Source organism: Geodermatophilus sp. CPCC 205761 (assembly GCF_051383655.1).
Classification (GTDB): domain Bacteria; phylum Actinomycetota; class Actinomycetes; order Mycobacteriales; family Geodermatophilaceae; genus Geodermatophilus.
In genome coordinates this window covers 156151-176032 of record NZ_JALPKQ010000003.1, presented here as the reverse complement: position 1 = coordinate 176032, position 19882 = coordinate 156151, and the positions used below count along the sequence as shown (strand labels likewise).

Sequence of the window (19882 nt, the reverse complement as noted above, 5' to 3'; positions counted from 1 at the left end):
CCCGTCCTCTGCGGAAACGTCATCTGGACGCTCCCGCACGGACGGGGTCAACGGCTATCAGCTAGCGCCGGTCACGATGGTGGCGCGCGTGCTGCGGCGACTGGTCCGCTTGTCTGGCATCTCTGAGACCTGACCGGGACGGCGGCTCAGCAGGTGATCGAGCCTGACCGCTGGGACTCGGTGCTGGTCCAGCCGTAGCTGGTGGACGTGGTGACCGTGAACGTGTACGTGGTCGGGGCGCCCTCTCGCTTGTCTGTGGTCACCGTCGATGACGTGGAGCCGGCGGCGCTACTGGCGAAGGTGTAGACGCGCCCGTCGTCCCGGTAGTCCTTGATCTGGTAACCGCTGATCCGGACCGAGGTGCTGGGCTGCCAGGCCACGGTCACGTCCATCCAACGGGAGTTGGAGCAGCCGGCCCTCGTCGCCGTGACACCGGTCGGCGTCGCGATCGTGTCGGTGGTGATCAAGACGCTCCCGGTCGGCGCGCTGTCCATGAATGCCGACGACGCCGCTACCGAGCTGCCGAGCACGATGACGCAGGCGAGGAACAGCACGGTGACGGTGCGGCGAGCGGTGGTCATCGATCCTCCTCTCCTGGCGACGGCTCGGACGCAGACGCGCTGGACGGTCGTGAACCATGGCCGCCACGTCGGCTGCGTGCTGCGCGAAGCGGGTCTGCGGTCCCGCGCCGGCATCGCCGCCGAGTTCCGCACGAATGGGCGGCAACGAGGGGGAGGCCGCGAAGGCATCCACGCCACGCCCGCCTCGCGTGAGGGAGCCGGCGCCAGGGCCTCCCGGCCGGGCGGCTCCGCTGGGGCCGCCGTCGTGCCGATGGGCCCAGCGTGTAGCGCGATGATCAAGTACGGAGACCTCGGAGCGAACGTGTGGGCGCCGACGCCGCACCGACCGCTCGGCGTGCTGCGGACGCCGCACCGCACCGATGTCGTCTGGCGTCAACTCGAGACGCCGCCATCGTAGTGTTCGGAACTACTCTTGTGGCGCCGGTCACAACGAGCGTAGTGTTACCGCCGTGGGTAGTCGCCGCGAGGAACTCCTCGACGCCGCGATCTCCGTGCTCGGCCGGTCCGGGATGCACGGCCTGACCCACCGCGCGGTGGACGCCGCCGCGGGCCGGCCGCCCGGGTCCACTTCCAACCACTTCCGCACCCGCGATGCCCTGCTCAACGCGGTGGTGGAGCGGTTCGCCGCCCGGGAGCGGGCCAACTGGGAGACTCTCGCGACGACGATGTACCCCGTCACGCCGGAGGAGTTCGCCCGAGCGATGGCGGTGTTCGCGCAGGCGGCGACCGGGCCGCACCGGACACTGACCCTGGCCCGGTACGCCATCCTGGTGGAGGCCGGCATCCACCCGTCACTGCGCGCACAGTTGTTGGCGACCGGTGCCCGGGTCAACGCGTGGTTCATGAACTGGCTGCGCATCGCCGGCTCCACCGATCCCGAGCGCGACGCGCCGATGATCATGAATCACTGGACCGGGATCGTCCTTCACGAACTGGCCATCCCCGACCCGGCGTTCGACCCGTACCCGCAGATCGCAGCGCTGGTCAATGCCGTCGTCCGCCCACGTTCTGCGGAGATCCAGTCATGACCCACGGTCAGCCATCCCGCTCAGCCGTCACGGACTCCGACCAGGTCTGGCAGGTCATCGACGCGCAGCGCCGCAGTCTGGCCGACCTGCTCGACGACCTGTCCGGCGAGCAGTGGCGGCGACCGTCGCTGTGCACGGGCTGGACGGTGCGGGACGTCGCCGCGCACCTGACCCTGCAACAGCTCGGGTTCCGCGACCTGCTGGCGACGATGGCCCAGTGGCGCGGCAGCATGGACCGCACCATCCAGCACATCGCCTGCCGGCGCGCTGCCGCCGTGCCGACCGAGCAGATCGTCGCCGAGATCCGCGGCATGGTCGGCTCGCGGCGCCACACCCTGGGCGTCACCCACCTGGAGACGCTCATCGACATCCTCGTCCACGCTCAGGACATCGCCATCCCCCTCGGCCGCCGCCACGACATGCCTCCGCAGGCCGCGGCGGTCGCCGCGAACCGGGTGCTGTCCATGCGCTGGCCGCCGCCGCCTCCCGTCACCCGCAGGGTGGCCGGGTTCCGGCTGACCGCCACCGACACGTCCTGGTCCGCGGGTGAGGGCCCGCAGGTCCTCGGCCCCATGGCCGCGCTTCTCCTGGTGTGCACCGGTCGCATCGCCGCCCTGCCCCAGCTGAGCGGTCCCGGCGCCGCCGCCCTCGCCGCCCGCTTCTCGGCGCCCCCGCCTACACAGCCCCCGGCGACTCCCGCACCCGGGCCGCGATCCGCTCGGGCATCCCGTTCTCCGCACTGACCGGCGCCGTCGATCGCGCACGGTCTCTTCCCTGACCCTGGCGACGAGTTCCTGACCTCGGCGAAGAGGAGGCGGTCATGACCGAGGCGACCATCGCGGCGGCGTTCCAGCGTCGGTGCGGCGAGTTCGACCCGGATCCAGGTCTCGCCCGCCTGCGGGAGCAGGCGGGGATCGCGCGCGTGAGCACGCCGTTCGGCTGTGACGCCTGGTTGGTGATGCGGCACGCGGACGTCCGGCGGGTGCTGTCCGATGCTCAGCGGTTCAGCATGGGGCTCCCGCCGGACTTCTCCCGCCGCCTCGCCGACGAGGACATCAGCGACGAGGACGTCTACCGGGAGCGCGCCGGCGACCTGCTCTCCCACGACCCGCCCGAGCACACCCGGCTGCGCAAGATGCTCAGTCCTGCGTTCACGGTGCACCAGGTGCGCCGGCTGCAGCCGTGGATCGCGCACATCGTCGAGAACCACCTGGACGCGATGGATCGCGCCGGGCCTCCCACGGACCTGGTGCAGGCCTTCGCCCTGCCGATCCCGTCACTGGTGATCTGCGAACTCCTCGGAGTGCCCGACCAGGACCGGGCCCACTTCCAGCGGCTCACGAGGCGTCCGCTCGACCTGACGCTGTCTCCGAAGGAGCGGACGGCGTCCTTCCGTCAGGTCCGCGATTACATGGCCGGCCTGGCGACCCGCGCCCGCACTGACCCGGGCGGGCGGATGCTGGCCGCGCTGGCCCGCGAGCACGGGGACGAGCTCACCACCGATGAACTGGCCGCCATCAGTCACCTGATGCTCCTCGCCGGCTTCGAGACCACCACCAGCATGCTCGCCCTGGGCACGCTGGCCCTGCTCCGCCATCCCGACCAGCTGCGGGTCATGCGGGATCGGCCCGAACACGTCGACGCCGGCGTCGAGGAACTCCTGCGCTGGCTCAGCATCGTCAACAACACCACAGTGCGCATCACCACCGAGCCCGTGGAGATCGCCGGCCAGTGGATCGACGCGGGGGAGATGGTGCTGCCGTGCCCACCCGCCGCCAATCGTGATCCGAGGCTGGTGCCCGATCCCGACGTCCTCGACCTGACCCGCGGCGCCGTCGGGCACGTCGCCTTCGGTCACGGGGTCCACCACTGTCTCGGTGCGCCGCTGGCCAGAGCGGAGATGCGGATCGCCTTCCCGGCCCTGCTGCGCCGATTCCCCGGGCTGCGGTTGGCCCACCCACCCGCCGAGGTGCAGCTACGGGCCCCCGGCATCATCCACGGCGTGACCAGGCTGCCGGTGGCGTGGTGACCGAGACGCGGGGGATGGGCCGGTAGCTGACTGCGCTTCCTCGCCGGCCGCTCTGGCAAGCCGGGCCGCCGATGCCGCCGACGGCGGGGGGGCGCTGCGGACGAGCCGGCCCGGTCAGCGGCTCCCGCTCACAGACAAGAGCGCACATGCCGACGGTCCGGCAGCACCGGAACCAGCAGGCGGGGTTCCCCTCCCGCTCGGTGGACGTCGCCGCCCCTCGCGACCCACCCGAGGCCGGGTTGATCTCAACCTCGGGGAGTTTCTCCCGCGAACAAGGCCCGGGTCACGGCCGTCCGGCGGACCAGCAGGTCGTAACAGGCAAGCGTGACCACCACGGAGGCGGCGCAGATGATCACGTACTTGGCCACCGGCCCGAGGTCCCAGGAGACGACGAAGAAGGCCACCACCACGACGACCGGCTGGTGGAGCACATACCACGGGAGTACGGCCTTTCCGACGTACCCGGTCGCCTTCAGCCGCTTCGAGCTGGAGGTTGCCGGCCCGCCGACGCCGATGTCGCGAGGGCGCTGGGCGAGTGCACCGGCGATCGCCAGTGTGGCGCACCATCCGGCGACCCCGAACGCGGCTCGTCCGGCGAGGCTGGTCCAGTTCCGGTCGAGCAAGGGATCGGCGCCCGGCGCGGTGACGAGCACCAGAATCGCGGCACTGAGGAGGAAGGCGGCGCAGGCGACCAGCCCGGCCAGGCGGGCATCCCGGCGGATGGCGTCTCGGAGGCGGCCATCGGCCGCCACCAGCACGCCGGCGACGAAGAACATCAGGTAGGCGAGGGGGTTCCAGGCTGCGATCCCCTCGTCGAGGCCCAGCACCGCCGTCACCGCTGCCATGATCACCGCAGGGATCAGCGTCGTTGCCGGCGTTCCGGCCGCGGTCGCCAGCCACTGAGCCGCTCTCCGGCCGCGGTCGGCGCCGAGCCACCACAGCAGCGGCAGGATCAGCCCCGAGTAGACCAGCAGGAGGACCAGGAACCACAGGTGGCCGGTCTCGAAGTACCGGCCGTCGGGGGCGGGTTGAAGGGCGAAGGGAAACTCCGACCAGTCCCACCGCACCCGGAAGAAGCCGGGGTAGAAGACCGCGTAGGACTCGGCGTAGGACGGGTCGGCGCGCAACCGGAGCCAGACGGGGAGCGGAACGAGCAGCACGGTCCCGGCCACGAGGGGGAGCAGGAGCCGGCGCAGGCGCCGGTGCAGGTAGCCGCGCGTTCCCCAGCGGGTCCACGAGTGCCACGCGCCCACGCCCGCGGCCAGGAAGAGGAGCGGCATGGCCCACAGCACGACCGGCGCGGCGAACGGGGTGAGGTCAGCAGTGCGGTCGTTCTTGACGTAGAAGTCGTCGGCCGTGTCGAAGACCAGTGCCGCGTGAAAGAAGATGAGGCCAGCCACGACGGCGGCCCGCGCCACGTCCAGCATCGGCCAGCGATCGAGTTCCTCGGAGGATCGAGCTCCGGCCGCCGTCATCGAGCCTCCGCCCACTCGCGCAGTCGGTGGACGCACGCTCTCACCAGTGGACGCCGCCGGGAAGGGGAACCGAACGACTGCTCGAGAACCGCTCCACGACGCTCCACGACGGTGCTCGTCGAGCACAACGGACATGAGTGGGGGGAGCCCGCGGGGCCTGCGGGTGCAACGACGTCCGCCCCCGGCGAGCGGACGTCGAGTTCGTCGCCGAGTACGACTGAGGCGTGTCTGACGGATCGTGGCGGTCAGGAGCGGCACGCGTCGGGCAGTGCGACAGCATCGAATGGTGGTCTCCGATGAGGCGTGGGCCTGGATTGAGCCGTTGCTGCCGGTATCGTCCGGTCGGCGTGGCGGGCGGTGGTGCGGTCACCGGCAGGTGAACGAGGCGATCGCCTGGAAGTACCGCACCGGCTCACGGGGGCAGGAAGAGCCCGAGCAGTTCGGGCCGTGGCAGACCGCCTACGAGCGCACTGGCACGTGCACCGGAGGCTCGGGGCTGGTCCTCCGGATCGCGTCGGTGGGTGGAGGATGACCGGCTGCACGTCCCGGAGCCTGGGGCGTCACCGATGCGACGGCGCCAGGGGGGCCTCATGCTCGTCGTTCATGTACACGTGCGGGTCAGGCCGGAGGACCTCGAGGCGTTCCTGGAGGAGACCCGGCACAACGCGTCGGCCTCCCTGCAGGAGTCCGGCGTCCGCCGCTTCGACGTGTTGCACGACGAGGCCGACGCCGCGCACGTGGTCCTCAACGAGGTGTACGTGGACCAGTCCGCGGCCGACGCGCACAAGCAGACGGCGCACTACGCCCGCTGGCGCGACGCGGTCGCCGGGATGATGGCCGAGCCACGCACCTCGACGCGCTTCACCGCTGTCTTTCCTGGAGACGACGGCTGGTGAGCACCTTCGACCTGGCCGTACCGCGGCGGGTGCTGTTCGGCTCGGGCCGCGCCGACGAGCTCCCCGGGCTGCTTCTCGGCCTGGGGCAGAGAGTGCTGCTGTGCACGGGGGCGAACCCGGCACGTCACCGCCACCTGCTGGGCGATGTCGACCCGGTCACCCTGGTCACCGTCCCGCACGAGCCTACGGTCGGCGACGTCCGTGTCGCGACCGGCGAGGCGCGCAGCGCCGACGCCGACGTGGTCGTCGCGATCGGTGGGGGCAGCGTGCTGGATCTGGGCAAGGCGGTCGCGGTGCTGCTCGGCAACGGCACCGATCCGGTCGACCATCTGGAGGTCGTCGGCCGCGGGATGCCCGTCGAGCGCCCCGGCGTGCCGTACGTCGCGGTGCCCACCACGGCGGGCACCGGTGCCGAGGCGACCGCCAACGCCGTGCTCAGCTCGCCGGAACACGGCCTCAAGGCGAGCATCCGCAGCCCACATCTGCTGGCTGCGGTCGCCCTTGTGGACCCGCTGCTCACGCTCACCTGCTCGCCGCCGGTGACGGCCAGCAGCGGGCTCGATGCGCTGACCCAGTGCCTGGAACCCTACGTCTCACCGCGGGGCAGCCCGGCGACCGACGCCATCGCGGCCGAGGGGCTGCGGCGCGGTGCCCGGGCACTGCGACCCGCCTACGACCACGGTGAGGACCGCGAGGCCCGGGTGGAGATGGCGCTGTGCAGCCTCTTCGGCGGCATCGCGCTGGCCAACGCCAAGCTGGGGGCGGTGCACGGCGTCGCGGGCGTCGTCGGCGGCATGGTGGACGCACCCCACGGCGCGGTCTGCGCCGCCCTCCTGGCACCGGTGGTCGAGGCGAACCTGCGAGCGCTGCGCGCGCGTGAGCCGGGCTCGGCCGGGCTGCGCCGCTACGCGGAGGTCGCCCGACTGCTGACCGGACGAGACGACGCCACCGTCGAGGACGCCGTGACCTGGCTGCACGAAACCGTCTCCGCGCTGGACGTGCCGCCCCTGGCGGCCGTGGGCCTGCGGCCGGCGCAGCACGCCGAAGTCGCCGAGAAGGCGGCGCGCTCCAGCAGCATGCAGGGCAATCCTGTGCGGCTCACCCCGGAGGAGTTGGTCGGGGTGCTCCACGCAGCGTAGTGACCCCAAAGGCAGCCGTCTTCCGTCCGGCCTGGCATCGGCGGCGATCCCTGTGGTCGATGCGCAGCGAACGCGCCGGTGCGGACCATGAGAGGTTCGCTGCGGGTAGGTGCGGTCCCAGGGTCGATGGCCCCGCAGCGTGCAGTCGCTGTTCGATCTCTCGTGTTCGCTGCCATGGCCGTGGGATGGGGCGTACCGGGACAGCATGTCGTCCGACCGCCAGCCGGCCAGCATGATCAGGTTTCGTTCCTGACCGCCGCCGGCCAGCCAGCGGTGGGCGAAGGTGTGCCGAACCAATTCGGGTGGACGTCGGCGATGCCGGCCTGCGGGGCGCGCGTGTGGGAAACGTCGCAGGCGCCGTCGGGGGTCATCCGGGCCGCGCTGGCGGAGCAGCAGCCGCGTCGAGCGGGCGTAGGGACGCAGCGCGTGCTCGCGGAGGTAGCGGTCGACGGCCCGGGCGGTCTTCGCGCCGAACGGCACCACCCGGGGACGTGAGCCCTTGCCGGTGACGTAGGCCAGCTCCCCGGTCCAGGTCGATGTCGGTCACTGCGATCCCGCACAGCTCCGACACCCGCACGCCGGTGTCGAGCAGCAGTCGGGTGCCGACCGTGGAGGGCTCGGCGGTCTCGGCATGCTCGGCGAGCCAGGCGGAGATGGCGTGCCGGGTCAGCTCGTCGAGCACCGGCTCCCGGCCGCGGTCGGTCAGCCAGCGGCCGAAGTACCGGACGGATTGGCTGTAGAGCTCCATGGTGCGCGGCGCCTTGGCGGCGGCCCGCAGGTGTCGCCGGGAGGACGCCAGCAGGTCCTCGAGCCGGACCCACGGCGGCAGGTCATCGGGCGAGTGAGCGCTGTGCTAGTCCGCCCAGCGGGTCTGGGTGCGGGTATCGGGGACCTCGGTGAGTTCGCCGGTGGCGGCCGCGTGCAGGCAGGTCCCTGGTCCTCGGAGATCTGCGCCTCGTCGAGGTCGCGGGCGAGCTGACCGGTGGAGGCCACGGTGGACACCCTCCGGTGGCTCTCCTTCATGAACACCGACGTCTCGGGGTTCCCGGGTATGACCTTCTTGCTCAGGTCTGCGACCGCCTGCAGCACGGACTCCATCGAGTGCTGCTGCAGTGACATGCTGACCAGCTGTTCGAGCCGCGGGCGGGCTCGTTACGGGGCGCGTCAGGATTGGGCATGGGTCGACTCCGATGCTGGGCACCGGGGTGGCGACCTCGGCGGAGGCCCCGCGAACACGCGCCGACTGTGCAACGCGCTGGTACCGACCGTACGCCGCTGCTGCCCCGATCGTTCCTCTCTTCCTGCGGTGATGGCTCCGGGGTCGGTACCGGCGTCCGCAGCGGCTGGTGCCGCCAATTCAGAAAGGGGCCTCACCGGACCGCCAATTCATTGTTCGCCAGGTAGCCATCGGCGCGCTCTGTCAACGGCGGCCGAAGTCTGACCCCCTGGCGGCAGGCGGGTTCCAGTACTTGTCGCAACACTCCTGGTAGGCGAGGGGTGTGCAGGTGGGACGAAGGGGCCGGAAGCGTCAGCTTGATCTTGAGTGCGAGTACTGGAGGTTGCTGCAGACCGGCGTGGGGACGGTTGCCGCGTGCGAGGCCGTGGGCATCACCCGCAAGACCGGCTACCGGTGGCGTGCGGAGAACGGGGGGCTCCCGCCGGCGCGACTGGCGGAGTCGGCTCGCTCGACTCGGTTCCTGTCGCTGCTGGAACGGCAGCGGATTGCCAGCCTGCGCGGGCGCGATCTTGCTGTGCGGGAGATCGCCCGCCGACTGGGGCGGTCACCGTCCACGATCAGTCGCGAGTTGCGGCGCAACCTGCGGCCGCACGACCGTGGCATCTACGACGGCGACCTGGCGCACGCCCGCGCCCGGAAGCGGGCTCGCCGGCCGCGGCGCCCGCTGCTCAGCCGCGAGCCTGAGCTCCGCCAGCTGATCCAGGGCAAGCTCGAGGAGGAGTGGAGCCCGGCGCAGATCGCCGCGCACCTGCGGAGATCTATCCCGACCGGCCGGCCTGGCACCTGTGCCACGAGACGATCTACCAGGCACTGTTCCACGGCGGAAAAGGCGGTCTGAGCAGGACGTTGACCAGGAAGCTGCGGACCGGCCGGCCGTTGCGCAAGCGCCGGCGCAGCAGCACCGCCCGCACGCCGAGATTCCTCGCACCGGCCCAGTTGATCGACCGACGCCCCGCCGTGGTCGAGGCCCGGACCCGGGTCGGAGACTGGGAGGGCGATCTGATCGTCGGCCGGATGAGCCGCTCGGCGATCGGCACCCTGGTCGACCGCCTCACCGGCTACCTGCGGCTGGTGCACCTGCCCGATGGGCACCGGGCCGAGCAGCTCCGTCGTGGACTTCTGCCGGTTCTGCGGGACCTGCCCGCGCAGGCGCGGCAGACGTTGACCTGGGATCAGGGCTCGGAGATGGCCCAGCACGACCTGCTCGCCGAGTACTTCGCCGACGGCATCTTCTTCGCCCATCCCGGCAGCCCGTGGCTGCGCGGCACGAACGAGAACACCAACGGCCTACTCCGCCAGTACTTCCCCAAGGGCAGCGACCTGCGCCGTTTCTCGGCCGCGGACCTGAGGGCCGTCGAGCGACGACTCAACGAGCGCCCGCGCAAGCGCCTCGACTGGCTCAGCCCCACCCGCGCGATGGAGGCCGCACTGGCACAGTGACGGCGTCATCGTTGCGACGACCACGCGAATCCACCCTGGAACCCGCCTGCCGCCAGGGGGTCAGTTTTCAGGCGCCGCCGACACGCTCAAGGGATGAAGCCGGGCTCAGCCACCGCGGTCTTGCTGAATTGGCCCGGGGGTCAGGCTCAGCCAGCCAAGCAGCCGGCTCGGCCGGGCCGCCTTACTCAGGCGTCCGCCGCGGTCGGGTTCTCACCGGTGTGGAGGATCGCGTCGGGACCTCTCGCAACTTCACAGCGACGTGGTTCGGACAACGGCGTAGTCAGCCGTATGCCGACGGACACAGCCGCCCGCTGACCTGAAGCAAAGAGCACCTGGGCCCACCCGGCCGGCGTCTGGCGGCGGTTCCTCCGTGGTCTCGACGTCTTCGGACGCCATGCGCGCCTGACGCGCGCGTACGGCTTTCGAGCCGCCACCTGAGCGTCAAGCGGCCGCCTCGAGCCGTGTCAGGAGGTGAACACATCGCCCATCCGGGCCACCAGGTGGAAGTGCCCCACTGACCACATCGCCACGGCCGCCAGGAGCAGACCGCCGAGGGTGAGGGCACCGGCACGGACCGGGTGCCGACGAGCGTGTTTCCACGCCTGCCGGGCCTTGGTCCGGAAGACGCCGAAGAGTCGATGGGCCCAGGTGAACTCGGTGGACCACACGTACAGCCCCAGCAGGATCGGGGGGATGGTGAGCGGACCGGGGAGCACGGTCAGGACGACTCCGGCGAGGATGCAGAGGAGTCCGGCCAGGAAGACAGCCCCCCGCCAGAGCGGCCCCAGCACTGACCGCCGGCGGAGCCGGCTCCGCCACGACGGCGGACCGGACGGGAGTGACTGTGCCGACCCGCCGGGCGGGGCCGGGGCTGTGGGGATGCTCGGCTCGGCGCGGGTGATCGATGCCGTCGGCGGCGCCGAAGCGGCCATGACTCACGGGCCTGACTCCACCGGCTGGCCGGCGGCGGTCGGAAGACTTCCGGTCCGGCATCGGCGGCGGGGGCCGGTGCGCGAAGAGGACCGGAGCACCATGCTACGCGTGATGCGGCGCTGCTCGGCCTCTTCCAGGGGCGAGAGAATCCGGGACACCCGGAACGGAAGCCGCACGGCTGACTTCGGTGAGCGCAGTTCGGCCGGGTGTCCGGGATCTTCCGCCGGACGACTGGTGTGAAACCGATTCGGATCGCCCGCCGGGAAATGTCTTGGTGCCCCTGGGATGCGCGTAGCTTTGTGTTCGACGCCAGTTCGGCGTCCAGCCCCTCCGCTGGCGGAGGGAGATCGGCGGTCCCTGATGGGACCAACCCAGGCACCTACGCGCAATGGCGCTCCTCAGGTCTTCGTCCCGCCGAGGACGCCCTCTGCTCCTGCGGTTCCTGCTCGCGCAACCGAGCCCGGGCGCCGGCCGCGACACCTGTGGCTCGGCCTGATCCCGGCGATGATCGCGCTGGTGATCATGCTCGTGTTCGTCTTCCAGAATCTCCGGGAGACCACGGTCAGCTTCCTCGGCTTCTCCGGCGGCGCGCCGCTGGGGCTCGCCCTGGTGGTCGCTGCCCTCCTGGGCGGGTTGATCGTGTTCGGCTTCGGTTCCGTGCGGATCGTCCAGCTGCGCAGGCTCGCCCGCGCCCGGGGACGCCGGCCGTGACCACGATCCGCACCATCCGCCGGCCGCACCCCGAGGCGCCGCCGGCCGTGCCGCCCGACCGCCGCCGGCGGACCGCTCCGGCACGCGGGCGGACTGCTCCTGATCGACGGGGGACGCTCGCCATCGCGGCGTGGGACTCCGAGGGCGGCTTCCAGCCGCGGTGACCCGGGCGCGTCCCGCCCCCGGTCCGCGTCCACCCGGCACCCCCGGGTGGACGGCGACCGGGTGGATCGCACCTGTCCGTCGCACCCGGTGGGCCGAGACGTCTCCCACTCGACATCCCCTTCCGCCCACTACAGCCGGCGGCGCGCCGACGCGGCCCCCGAGGGCACATGGCGCACAGACAGCACCGCGACCCCCGGGGACGAGGGCAGCGATGCTCGCCAGCCGTCCGATCCGCAGCCCGTCTACGCCCCTGGGCGCCCCGCATGTGCCCCCTCTCCGGCCGCGCCGGCCCCGCACGCCCCCCGATCCGCCTGACTCAAGGAGCACGCCGTGACCCGAGACCCGCGACTGCCGAACGCCGACCGCGACCGGCTGGACCTGCACAACGCCTGCATCGACCAGCCGACCGCGGCTGCCGGCAACTGCGGCACCACCGACCTGGCCAAGGGCCGGATCTGCCACTCCCCGGCGGGGCACGCCGACGGCTGCGACTTCCGGCCGGCGACGTGAACCCTCCCGGCCTGGTATGTCCCGTCATCGTCACCTCTGACCTGCATGGTCTTCCAGATGCGTCGGACCTCCCGATGAGGCAACTGGGGTAGGGCGGTCCCAGGTTCGATGGCCCGGCGGCGTGCAGCCGCTCTTCGAGCTCTCGCGTTCGCTGCCAAGTCGGGCAGGGACCAGCGCAGGACCGCAGCACCCAGCAGCGTCACCGGGGAAGGACTGGAGACGTTCGGAAGCCAGCCGCGAACGCTCGCGGGCCCTTGTGCCCGGCTCCACGAGTCCGCCCGTGCCAGCGAGGTCGGCCAGGCGAGGTCGGCGAGGGCCGCCATGCAGAGGGCGCCGATCTCCGCGCGCTCGACGGCGACGACGTCGCCCGGTTCCGTTCCGCTAGCCACGGTCATCCTCTCGAGGCTGGACGTGAGGGCGGCCATCCCGGCCGCGAGTTCCCGGTACCGCTGCGGGAGTTCGGCAGCCCGGGGGCTGCGGACGATCCTGCTGACGCGCGCACCCTCGTTGCCGGTGTAGGCCAGGGCCTCCTCGCCCATGCCTCGGTCCAGCGCTGCCCGTTGCGGGCCAGCTCGAAGCCCTCGGCGTCGGTCGCGGTCACCTCGCCGTGGTTCAGCGCGCCCAGCTCCTACTGGTCGTTGAAGACAGGTGCCCCGACGAGCCCTCTCGGGTGTCGCTCTCGTAGCGCACCCAGAGGTCGTCCTCGGTGACCATGCGGTGGGAGCGGATGCTCACCCGTTGCGTCACCCGCCGGGTGGCGGATGACGTTGAGCACCTCGCCGATCCGCCTCGCCGGTCTTCGCGAACAGCGGGATGTGTCCGTACCGCGATCCCGGCGTGGTGCCCTCGCGCTCGGCCAGGGCGACCAGCGTGTAGTCGAGGTCGGGATGCGTGACGAGAAGTCGCCGGGCGCGAACCGCCACTGGTCGTGGGGGCGTTCGGAACCGTCCTCGGCGTACTCGTAGCCGAACTGCACGGCCATCTGCTCGGCGTCCTCGCGCGTCTCGCACACGTGGTTGTTGGTCACGAGGAGCCGTTCGGTGACGAGCGAGCCGGTACGGATCGGCCGGACCGTCTGCCGGACGGGGGCCTCGACGACCCGGCCGACCGAGCGCGCCGCTTCAGCCCGCAGTCGAAGAAGTTCACCCACACCGAGTCGTGGGCCTCGACGATCCCTTGAGCCCGCGTCGCTTCAGCCGCGCGCTGCGCTGCTGCATCTCCTGGGGCCCGTTCGCCAGGCTCAGCTCCCGCCGGCCGACCGCGGTGCGAGCGGCAGCCCGATGGGCCGAACTGCCAGTCCACCGCTTCCGGATCGCCCGGAGCCGCTCGTCGTCCTGGATCACCATGGTCGTCATCCCTTCACCGCCCGGTGCCCGGCGACGGGCGCTGCCAGGGTGTGAAGGCGTTCGGCGCCGACCTCATCGCCGCCCGCAGCTCCGGGTGGTGCCGCAGGATCACCGAGGCCATGGTGTTCTCGGCCAGCCACTCCATCCCCGCCGCGGTGTACACGGCCGGGGTGAAGTCCTGGGTCAGGAACCGGTCGCTGTTCAGCCGGCGCGAGGCCATGACGATGAAGATGCGGAAGGCCGTGTCGCTGAACGCGAAGCCGGTCGGCAGACGCTCGGCGTAGAGGCCGACCATGAGGTCGACCTTCTCGATGTCCCCTCCGTAGAGCTTGGACATCTGCTGCGCCATCCCCGGGTCCTCCGTCAGCTCGTCGAAGTCCGCCGGTGGCCTGAGCCGCAGCAGCCGCCGGAACTCGCAGTAGCGGGGGACCCCCAACTCCCGGTGACGGAGGACGTCCACGGCGGCGAGGTCCATCAGGGTGCCGTCCGGCCGCTGGAACTCCTGCAGGAACTTGGGGAAGTTGTGCAGGGTCACCAGGCCGGGGTGCTCCGTCCCCAGGGAGTAGAGGAAATCGGCCATCGGCACGGTCTTCAGCAACGGCAGGGATGCCGGCCCGGACAGCTCTCGAAGGCTGTACGGCTCCGCACGGAGGCGCCGGTCGTCTTCGTGCGATCGCAGGTCGAACCAGTCCGGGACGAGGGGGTGCATCCGGTAGACGGCGCCGAACTCCTCCGTCAAGGAGAACGGGACCCCGTAGTCCTGCGTCGGCGACCCGGGGATACCGCTGATCAGCTCGCTGTCGCTGAGCCGGCCGAGCACCGTGCTGAGACGCTCGCCGGCCAGACCCCACCAGTTCGCCCGCAGGGCGATGACCGTGACGGGATGGCTGATGACGGCCGGCGTCCACTCCACGGTGTGGATCTTGGCGATCAGCGCGGCGACGATGAGGCGGGCGCGCTGGAAGATCTCCTCGTCCGGCCAGTGCGGGAACTGCTCCACGAGCATGTCGCAGACGGCGTTGTGCTCCCGGGCGAACAACGTCTGCAGCGGGACCAGCCCGAGCCAGAACCCCGGTTCGTGCATGATCGGGTGATCGCTCTTGGGCGCGGGCAACGTGCCGTCGGCCTCGACGCGGAGCTTGCCGCCCTCGAAGGTGCGGATGTCCCGCTGGTACTCCCGCGTCATGCCGTAGATCTGTGAGGCGTCCCACCAGTGCGTGCTGGTGTTGATCGACGTCCGCGGTGACGAGGCGCCGTCCGGCCGGGTCGGGTCCTCGGGGGTGCGCATGACCAGCATGGGGTTCACCGGCCACGGGTCGTCGGCCGCGAGCTCCACCCGCCAGGGGTCGTCCGTGGGGCTCTTCCCGTGGCTGAACCAGTCGCGGATCATCCACTGCAGCCACGGGGCGACGAGGGCGTTGACCGAAGTCGCGGGGACGAGGTCCTGCCGCGTCATCAACTGCCGGCTGACCTCCCGCGGACTGGGCTCGACCACCTCTGCCGGCTCCGGCCGACGCGCCGCGTCCAGCGGGACGTTCCTGCCGAACCGCGAACCGGCCATGCCGGCGGACGGCACCGCCAGGTCGTTGTACGTGCCGTCGAGGGTCCGCGCGGTCAGGACCCCGGGGGAGAACGGCGGCACGACCGGGGCGTCCGCGGTCGGCAGAACACCGGTGTCGATCAGGTTGTGCCGCCGGAGGGCGTCGCGCAGCCCGGTGAGGACGGCGAGTGCCAGCGGCAGGGGGAGGCGGTCCCAGCCCCGACGTCGGTCCAGGGCGGTGGCCGCCGCACGGATGACCGTCCACGGCAGCGAAGCGTGGTAGCCGCCCGAGGCACTCGTGGACCTGCTCTTTCCTCTTCCGGCCATTCCTGGGTCCTCCTGCGTCGTTCCGGCGAGGTCCTGGTCCGGTGGCCGACCAGCGGGTTCGCGACGGCTCCGGCCTCTTCGTGGGATCACCATCGGCTCAGCGACGCGCCCGGGACCGGCACGGGCGAGTCAGGCCGCCGGCCGCTCGGCGCCGGGCCGGCGGCCGTGGTGGCTTGCGCAGGCCGACCAGCGCCAGGACCAGGTTCACCGCAGAGATCGCGGTGGTCATGGTTCCCGCGCGGGGCGGCAGGTCGCCCCGGCGCCACGCCAGGTAGGCCGAGACGGTGTCGGTGCCGTGGACGACGGGCGCCAGCAGCACGGCGTGCCGCCGGTCGGGGCCGTCCGGGCGCAGCAGGTCGGCGGCGATCAGCACGGTGCGGATCCCGAACATGCGCAGCGGATAGCGCATCCCCGGTTGCACGGACGGGTCGATGTCGAGACGGCGGATGACCGTGCCGGGGGCGAGGAGCCCGGCCGTCCCCATCGTCAGACGCACGCACGCGAGCAGGACCCGGGCGACGTCGGCCACTCGTGTCATGAGCGGGCCTTCCTGTCAGTGGGCGGGGAGCGGACGGGGGCGAGAGCCTCTCGGCGTTGCAGCGGGGATCAGCCGTCCCGGGGCCTGGGCACCGCCTCCTGTGCCCACGGTCCGGCGGCCAGGTACGCCAGGGCGCGCAGCCCGGGCATGAACGCGTACGTGCCGCCGCGAACGCGCGTGAAGGTGGGGAGGCCGAGCAGGCGGTGGCGGACGGGGACGGCCGGGACCGGGAACAGGCCCGTGCCCGGGGCGTGGGCTCCCACGAGGGGGTCGGGGCTGTCCTGGAGGCCTGCAAAGGCCGGGTTGTTCAGCCAGGTGTGCTGGACGAACTCGAACTGCCGGCTGATGTTGGCGTTGAGGCAGAGGAAGTGCAGGCCACGCTCGGCGTCCCCGCCGTCCTGCGCTGCCGGGCCGTACTGCCGACCGCGGCGGATCAGCCGGTGCCGGTTGTTGACCTTCAGCGAGGCGTCGCTGCCCGGGCAGGGGTCGAGCGAGTCACGGGGGTTCGCGCGGCGCACGTGGGCGGCGACCGGGCAGCCCAGGCCGAGGGCGTCACCGTCGCGGTGGTACCGGAAGCTGTTGTCCACCGGTCCGGCGGGGACGTCGACCTCGGGGCTGACCGTCAGGGACGTGCCACTGCGCCAGCGTCCGACGATCTTCGCCGCCACCAGGTCGCGCGGCAGCCCGGTCCGGGCCGCCCACCGGTCCACGTGCTCCCGGAAGGCGGCGACGTCCTGCGCCAGGGTGCGGACCACCAGGTAGGTGCCGTTGCGGCCGAGGTCCACCTTGTCCCGGGCGTCCGGGGCCGACGGCAGCAGCCCCCCGGGGTCAGCTGTGGCGGGCAGGAGGGGTCGGCTGGTGTAGCGCCCGTAGGCGTTCGGGTGGCCGAGCAGGAACTCGCCGAGGGCGACATCGCCGTCCTGGGCGTTGCCGTGCAGTCCGGCGACCGCGGGCTGCGAGATCCCGTCGGCGAACCCGTGGTGGTCGTGGGGGGTCAGCGTCGAAGTGGCGAGGACGGCGACCTCGGCGACCCCGTCGGTGCCGGCCGCCGATCGCACGTCCTCGTGCACGGAGTCCAGCTCCACGGTCGTGGCGGCGTAGAGGAGCAGCAGGATGTCCACGCGCGGGTTGCGCGGTCCGCCCCACGCCCAGCCCGCAGGATCGTGCTCGCCCGCGTCGCCGAGGAACGCGCTCCGGCTGGGGGTGGCCATCCCCCCGGTGAACTCCAGCGAGAACAGCTCCAGAGCCGGACGGGGGAGGCCCAGGTGCGCCAGACCCGTGTGCGTGATGGCCAGGTTGAGTGCCCGAGCCGCATGGGTGCCGGACGTGCTGGTCACCTGCGGCAGCAGCCGGGACAGCAGCGCTCGTCCGGCGGCCTCGTCGTCGATCCGGACGCCCACGAACCGCGCCTCGGGGAGGCGGCCGTAGCCGCTGCCCACGAGGCCCTGTACATCTGCGCGGTCGAGCTCCCCGCGGTCGCGGGTGGCCCGGGCCACGACGGGGCCTCGCGCGACGGCCGGGGTGGAGGTGGTGCTGCTGGGCGAGCCCATCTGCGGTCCTCCTCGAGGACGGGACGCGGTACGGAGGCTGCTCAGAGCAGGGCCAGCCACTCGCGGGCCTGCTCGTCGGACAGGGAGCGCTGGGCGAGGCCCCGGCGGATGGCGGAGTCGATGCCGACGTTCAGCGCGGTGAGCCCCTCGTAGGCGGAGTACCAGACGTGGTTGAGCGCCTGGCGGTTGCGCAGGTAGTTCTTGAAGAGCTCCTCCTCACGGGCACCCCGCCAGAGGAGCAGGACGGTCGGTGGGTAGCCGGTCCCGTTGCTGAAGATCGCGTTGAGCCCCCAGGCGACCTTGTCGATGAAGTCGTCCATGTAGCTCTCGAGGCTGCCGTCGTAGGTGCTCACGAATGCCACACGCCCCGGGGACAGGTAGACCCATCGGGCGAAGTGGATGGTCTTCACGCCCGCGAGGCTGCCGCGGTTGAGGACGTGCCGGACGGCGTAGCTGATCGCGAACAGGACCGCGCGGGCCAGCCCGGCGCGGAACCGGCCGGGCTTGAGGAACCCGACGGCGGTGAATGCGTTGTGGGCGACGCGGTCCTCGCTGGCCCGCAGCCGCTCGACGGCAGCGGGGTCGGGGCGCCGCCGATCCGGGACGTCCCGCATCTCGTGCAGTCGCAGGGCGACGGCCACGAGGGGCAGGGACATCAGGAGCAGCGGGGACAACAGCACGAGAACCAGGAGCACCGCCACCCGGTGGACCAGCTCCCTGCCGCGCCACCACAGCGGAGGCCGTGGCGCGGGGACGGCGCCGAATCGCAGCTGCGGGTCGGTGAGGGCGTGGCGGCGCAGAACTGCGTGGACCCCAGCGGGCGCCAGGCCGGCGACCTCGGCGCGGTGCTCGTCCAGGTACGCCTCGAGGCCTTGTCGCAGGCGCGCCTCGGCGAGCACCTGGGGGGCGCCCCGGCCGACCGTGTTGACGTAGAAGGCCGCTTCGGGGACGCGGTGCGCCTGTAGCCAGGCCGTCCTGCTCGCCGGATCAGGCCATGCGGGGTAGTCGGAGCAGCAGGAGAAGGCCCGGTCGATGCCCTCGCTCGACACGTCCGCCAGGGCGCGCAGGTGCGCGTCCGCGGAACCGTCGACGTCGGCGGTGTAGAGCAGGCAGGGGGCGACCTGTCCTCCGTTCGGGTCGTCGGTCCCGTCAAGAAACAGGAGTCGCGCGAAGTGCAGGCCGGCGTGCTGCTCGAAGGCCAGGGCCGCACGCCCAGGTCCCGCCAGGTCGGCCAGGGCGGCCCTCACCCGTTCCGTCTGCGCGGGCGGCACCGGCGCCAGGAGGGTGACCGCGGACTGGTACGGCATCTCGCGCCTCACTGCTGCCGGAGGGTGAACCACCCGGCCCGCCTCCGCCACAACCAGGCGAGCCCGAGGTAGAGGTCGGGGGCCACCAGCCGGATCTCGTCGCGCACCATCCGGGCGACCAGGGACGTCTTCGAGTAGTCGATGAGGACGCAGTCCTCCCCGTCCACCCAGCTGCCGTCGTGCGAGAGTCGCGCCTTGATCGTCCGGATCCCGAACGGCCCGATGAGGTTCTCCAGGGACCGGGCGGAGTCGTCGGTGACCTTTCCCTGCCAGAAGACGAGGCGGACCACCGTTGCCAGGAGACCGCAGATTCGGCTCCCCGGGAACGGCAGTGCCGTGCCGGGCAGCCGGCCACGGGGGATCGCGCCCGCGGGGCTGGACCGGAAGAGGAGATCCAGCTCACGGTTGTCCATCTGTCTGAGAGCCCGCTCGTCCAGGGCGTCGGCAACAGCCGTCCGGGCGCTCCTCGTTCTCACGACAGCCTCCAGGGGGGAAGGTCACAGGATTCAGGCGAAGACTTCGGCGCCCGTGGGTTCGTGGTGCTCGACGCCGTTGAGCTGCTGGCGCAGACGGCTCTGCTCCCGGTACAGGGCCTTCCGGCTGCGGTTGATCCCTCCGAGCGGGCGGTGGTCCGGCAGCGAGTGCCACGGGTTGACGCTCAGGACGTCGGCGAAGTCGAGTTGCGCCAGAGACGCGAACTCCTGCTCCCGGAGGATGCCCTGGGCGAGGTCGTCCGGTAGTCCGGAGAGGACGCGGAACTCGGCTCGTACCACGCCGTAGGTCCTCGCGTTCGCTCCCCGTTCGACCTTGCGCGTCGAGTAGCGCTGCAGCACGTTCTGGCGGAACACCTCGATGATCCGCGCCGTCATGGCCGGCTCATCCGGGTGGATGCGCTCTTCGGCCGACCCCAGGTGCAGGTTCTGGCGGGACACGTTCTTGAGGAACTGCACGACCGACCGGATCAACCGGGCGGCGAACTCTCCGGGCCGCCGGCTGACGAGAGGTTGCCGCCGCGCGACCGCGGCCACCCCGAACAGCGTGGCGCCGAGGAACGGGAGCGGCCCGCTGCCCAGCGTCGAGTCCGCCAGCGACGCAGCGACCGACCGACCGCGTGAGCCCGCGGGCCCGAG

General features: G+C 71.8%; 20 protein-coding genes. 11 read left to right on the top strand and 9 right to left on the bottom strand.

The window, feature by feature from the left end:
* Positions 1-146 precede the first annotated feature (146 nt).
* The gene (locus MY526_RS03200; protein ID WP_436703234.1) at positions 147-581 is read right to left on the bottom strand and encodes a hypothetical protein; all 435 of its coding nucleotides are present in this window, start codon (positions 579-581) and stop codon (positions 147-149) included.
* Positions 582-1030: 449 nt separating this feature from the next.
* On the opposite strand from MY526_RS03200, the gene MY526_RS03195 reads away from it, so the two are divergent.
* From MY526_RS03195 to MY526_RS03185, 3 genes are all read left to right on the top strand, one after another.
* On the top strand, positions 1031-1609 hold the full coding sequence (locus MY526_RS03195) for a TetR/AcrR family transcriptional regulator (RefSeq protein ID WP_436703233.1): 579 nt from the start codon (positions 1031-1033) through the stop codon (positions 1607-1609).
* Entirely contained in the window at positions 1606-2352 is a 747-nt protein-coding gene (locus MY526_RS03190) for a maleylpyruvate isomerase family mycothiol-dependent enzyme (protein ID WP_436695482.1), read from the top strand. The genes MY526_RS03195 and MY526_RS03190 overlap by 4 nt, the downstream gene beginning before the upstream one ends.
* A 77-nt stretch (positions 2353-2429) precedes the next feature.
* Entirely contained in the window at positions 2430-3638 is a 1209-nt protein-coding gene (locus MY526_RS03185; protein ID WP_436695483.1) for a cytochrome P450, read from the top strand.
* A 245-nt stretch (positions 3639-3883) separates the two neighbouring features.
* Here the strand turns inward: MY526_RS03185 and MY526_RS03180 are convergent, their stop codons facing one another.
* Positions 3884-5113 (bottom strand): acyltransferase family protein, encoded by a 1230-nt coding sequence (locus MY526_RS03180; RefSeq protein ID WP_436695484.1) that lies wholly within the window; start codon positions 5111-5113, stop codon positions 3884-3886.
* Between the two features lie 283 nt (positions 5114-5396).
* Here MY526_RS03180 and MY526_RS03175 point away from each other — a divergent pair, with 283 nt between their 5' ends.
* The 5 genes from MY526_RS03175 to MY526_RS03155 all read left to right on the top strand — a co-directional run bounded on the left by MY526_RS03175 (position 5397) and on the right by MY526_RS03155 (position 9825).
* Positions 5397-5645, top strand: coding sequence for a transposase (locus MY526_RS03175; protein ID WP_436703232.1), 249 nt, complete (start codon positions 5397-5399; stop codon positions 5643-5645).
* A 34-nt stretch (positions 5646-5679) separates the two neighbouring features.
* On the top strand, positions 5680-6009 hold the full coding sequence (locus MY526_RS03170) for an antibiotic biosynthesis monooxygenase (RefSeq protein WP_436703231.1): 330 nt from the start codon (positions 5680-5682) through the stop codon (positions 6007-6009).
* Positions 6006-7148: an iron-containing alcohol dehydrogenase gene (locus MY526_RS03165; protein WP_436703230.1), complete on the top strand. Its 1143-nt coding sequence runs from the start codon at positions 6006-6008 to the stop codon at positions 7146-7148. Before MY526_RS03170 ends, MY526_RS03165 begins: the two co-directional genes overlap by 4 nt.
* A gap of 1559 nt (positions 7149-8707) precedes the next feature.
* Complete coding sequence (locus MY526_RS03160; protein WP_436703229.1) at positions 8708-9223, top strand: helix-turn-helix domain-containing protein; 516 nt, start codon at positions 8708-8710, stop codon at positions 9221-9223.
* On the top strand, positions 9106-9825 hold the full coding sequence (locus tag MY526_RS03155; protein WP_436703228.1) for an IS30 family transposase: 720 nt from the start codon (positions 9106-9108) through the stop codon (positions 9823-9825). The genes MY526_RS03160 and MY526_RS03155 overlap by 118 nt, the downstream gene beginning before the upstream one ends.
* Positions 9826-10289: 464 nt before the next feature.
* Here the strand turns inward: MY526_RS03155 and MY526_RS03150 are convergent, their stop codons facing one another.
* Positions 10290-10616, bottom strand: a complete 327-nt coding sequence (locus MY526_RS03150) for a PGPGW domain-containing protein (protein ID WP_436695489.1) — start codon at positions 10614-10616, stop codon at positions 10290-10292.
* Between the two features lie 646 nt (positions 10617-11262).
* Between MY526_RS03150 and MY526_RS03145 the strand changes: the two genes are divergently transcribed.
* From MY526_RS03145 to MY526_RS03135, 3 genes are all read left to right on the top strand, one after another.
* Complete coding sequence (locus MY526_RS03145) at positions 11263-11469, top strand: hypothetical protein (protein WP_436695490.1); 207 nt, start codon at positions 11263-11265, stop codon at positions 11467-11469.
* Complete coding sequence (locus MY526_RS03140; protein WP_436695491.1) at positions 11466-11633, top strand: hypothetical protein; 168 nt, start codon at positions 11466-11468, stop codon at positions 11631-11633. Before MY526_RS03145 ends, MY526_RS03140 begins: the two co-directional genes overlap by 4 nt.
* A gap of 331 nt (positions 11634-11964) precedes the next feature.
* Positions 11965-12144 carry a hypothetical protein gene (locus tag MY526_RS03135; RefSeq protein WP_436695492.1) on the top strand — a complete coding sequence of 60 codons (180 nt, stop codon included), beginning with the start codon at positions 11965-11967 and terminating at the stop codon, positions 12142-12144.
* A gap of 1359 nt (positions 12145-13503) precedes the next feature.
* Here the strand turns inward: MY526_RS03135 and MY526_RS03130 are convergent.
* The 6 genes from MY526_RS03130 to MY526_RS03105 all read right to left on the bottom strand — a co-directional run bounded on the left by MY526_RS03130 (position 13504) and on the right by MY526_RS03105 (position 19780).
* Complete coding sequence (locus tag MY526_RS03130) at positions 13504-15357, bottom strand: peroxidase family protein (RefSeq protein WP_436703227.1); 1854 nt, start codon at positions 15355-15357, stop codon at positions 13504-13506.
* 97 nt (positions 15358-15454) lie between these two features.
* Entirely contained in the window at positions 15455-15895 is a 441-nt protein-coding gene (locus MY526_RS03125) for a hypothetical protein (RefSeq protein ID WP_436695495.1), read from the bottom strand.
* Positions 15896-15963: 68 nt separating this feature from the next.
* Positions 15964-17445, bottom strand: a complete 1482-nt coding sequence (locus MY526_RS03120) for a Dyp-type peroxidase (RefSeq protein ID WP_436703226.1) — start codon at positions 17443-17445, stop codon at positions 15964-15966.
* Between the two features lie 41 nt (positions 17446-17486).
* Complete coding sequence (locus tag MY526_RS03115) at positions 17487-18752, bottom strand: hypothetical protein (RefSeq protein ID WP_436695497.1); 1266 nt, start codon at positions 18750-18752, stop codon at positions 17487-17489.
* Between the two features lie 8 nt (positions 18753-18760).
* Positions 18761-19042, bottom strand: a complete 282-nt coding sequence (locus MY526_RS03110) for a hypothetical protein (RefSeq protein ID WP_436695498.1) — start codon at positions 19040-19042, stop codon at positions 18761-18763.
* Positions 19043-19258: 216 nt separating this feature from the next.
* Positions 19259-19780 (bottom strand): hypothetical protein, encoded by a 522-nt coding sequence (locus MY526_RS03105; protein WP_436703225.1) that lies wholly within the window; start codon positions 19778-19780, stop codon positions 19259-19261.
* Positions 19781-19882 lie beyond the last annotated feature (102 nt).

Excerpts from the sequence above, each read along its gene's own strand:
- MY526_RS03120 (WP_436703226.1), bottom strand. The coding sequence starts at position 17,445 with ATGGGCTCGCCCAGCAGCACCACCTCCACCCCGGCCGTCGCGCGAGGC.
- MY526_RS03200 (WP_436703234.1), bottom strand. The coding sequence starts at position 581 with ATGACCACCGCTCGCCGCACCGTCACCGTGCTGTTCCTCGCCTGCGTC.
- MY526_RS03125 (WP_436695495.1), bottom strand. The coding sequence starts at position 15,895 with ATGACACGAGTGGCCGACGTCGCCCGGGTCCTGCTCGCGTGCGTGCGT.
- MY526_RS03145 (WP_436695490.1), top strand. The coding sequence starts at position 11,263 with ATGATCGCGCTGGTGATCATGCTCGTGTTCGTCTTCCAGAATCTCCGG.
- MY526_RS03185 (WP_436695483.1), top strand. The coding sequence starts at position 2,430 with ATGACCGAGGCGACCATCGCGGCGGCGTTCCAGCGTCGGTGCGGCGAG.
- MY526_RS03130 (WP_436703227.1), bottom strand. The coding sequence starts at position 15,357 with ATGGCCGGAAGAGGAAAGAGCAGGTCCACGAGTGCCTCGGGCGGCTAC.
- MY526_RS03175 (WP_436703232.1), top strand. The coding sequence starts at position 5,397 with ATGGTGGTCTCCGATGAGGCGTGGGCCTGGATTGAGCCGTTGCTGCCG.
- MY526_RS03180 (WP_436695484.1), bottom strand. The coding sequence starts at position 5,113 with ATGACGGCGGCCGGAGCTCGATCCTCCGAGGAACTCGATCGCTGGCCG.
- MY526_RS03170 (WP_436703231.1), top strand. The coding sequence starts at position 5,680 with ATGCGACGGCGCCAGGGGGGCCTCATGCTCGTCGTTCATGTACACGTG.
- MY526_RS03190 (WP_436695482.1), top strand. The coding sequence starts at position 1,606 with ATGACCCACGGTCAGCCATCCCGCTCAGCCGTCACGGACTCCGACCAG.
- MY526_RS03115 (WP_436695497.1), bottom strand. The coding sequence starts at position 18,752 with ATGCCGTACCAGTCCGCGGTCACCCTCCTGGCGCCGGTGCCGCCCGCG.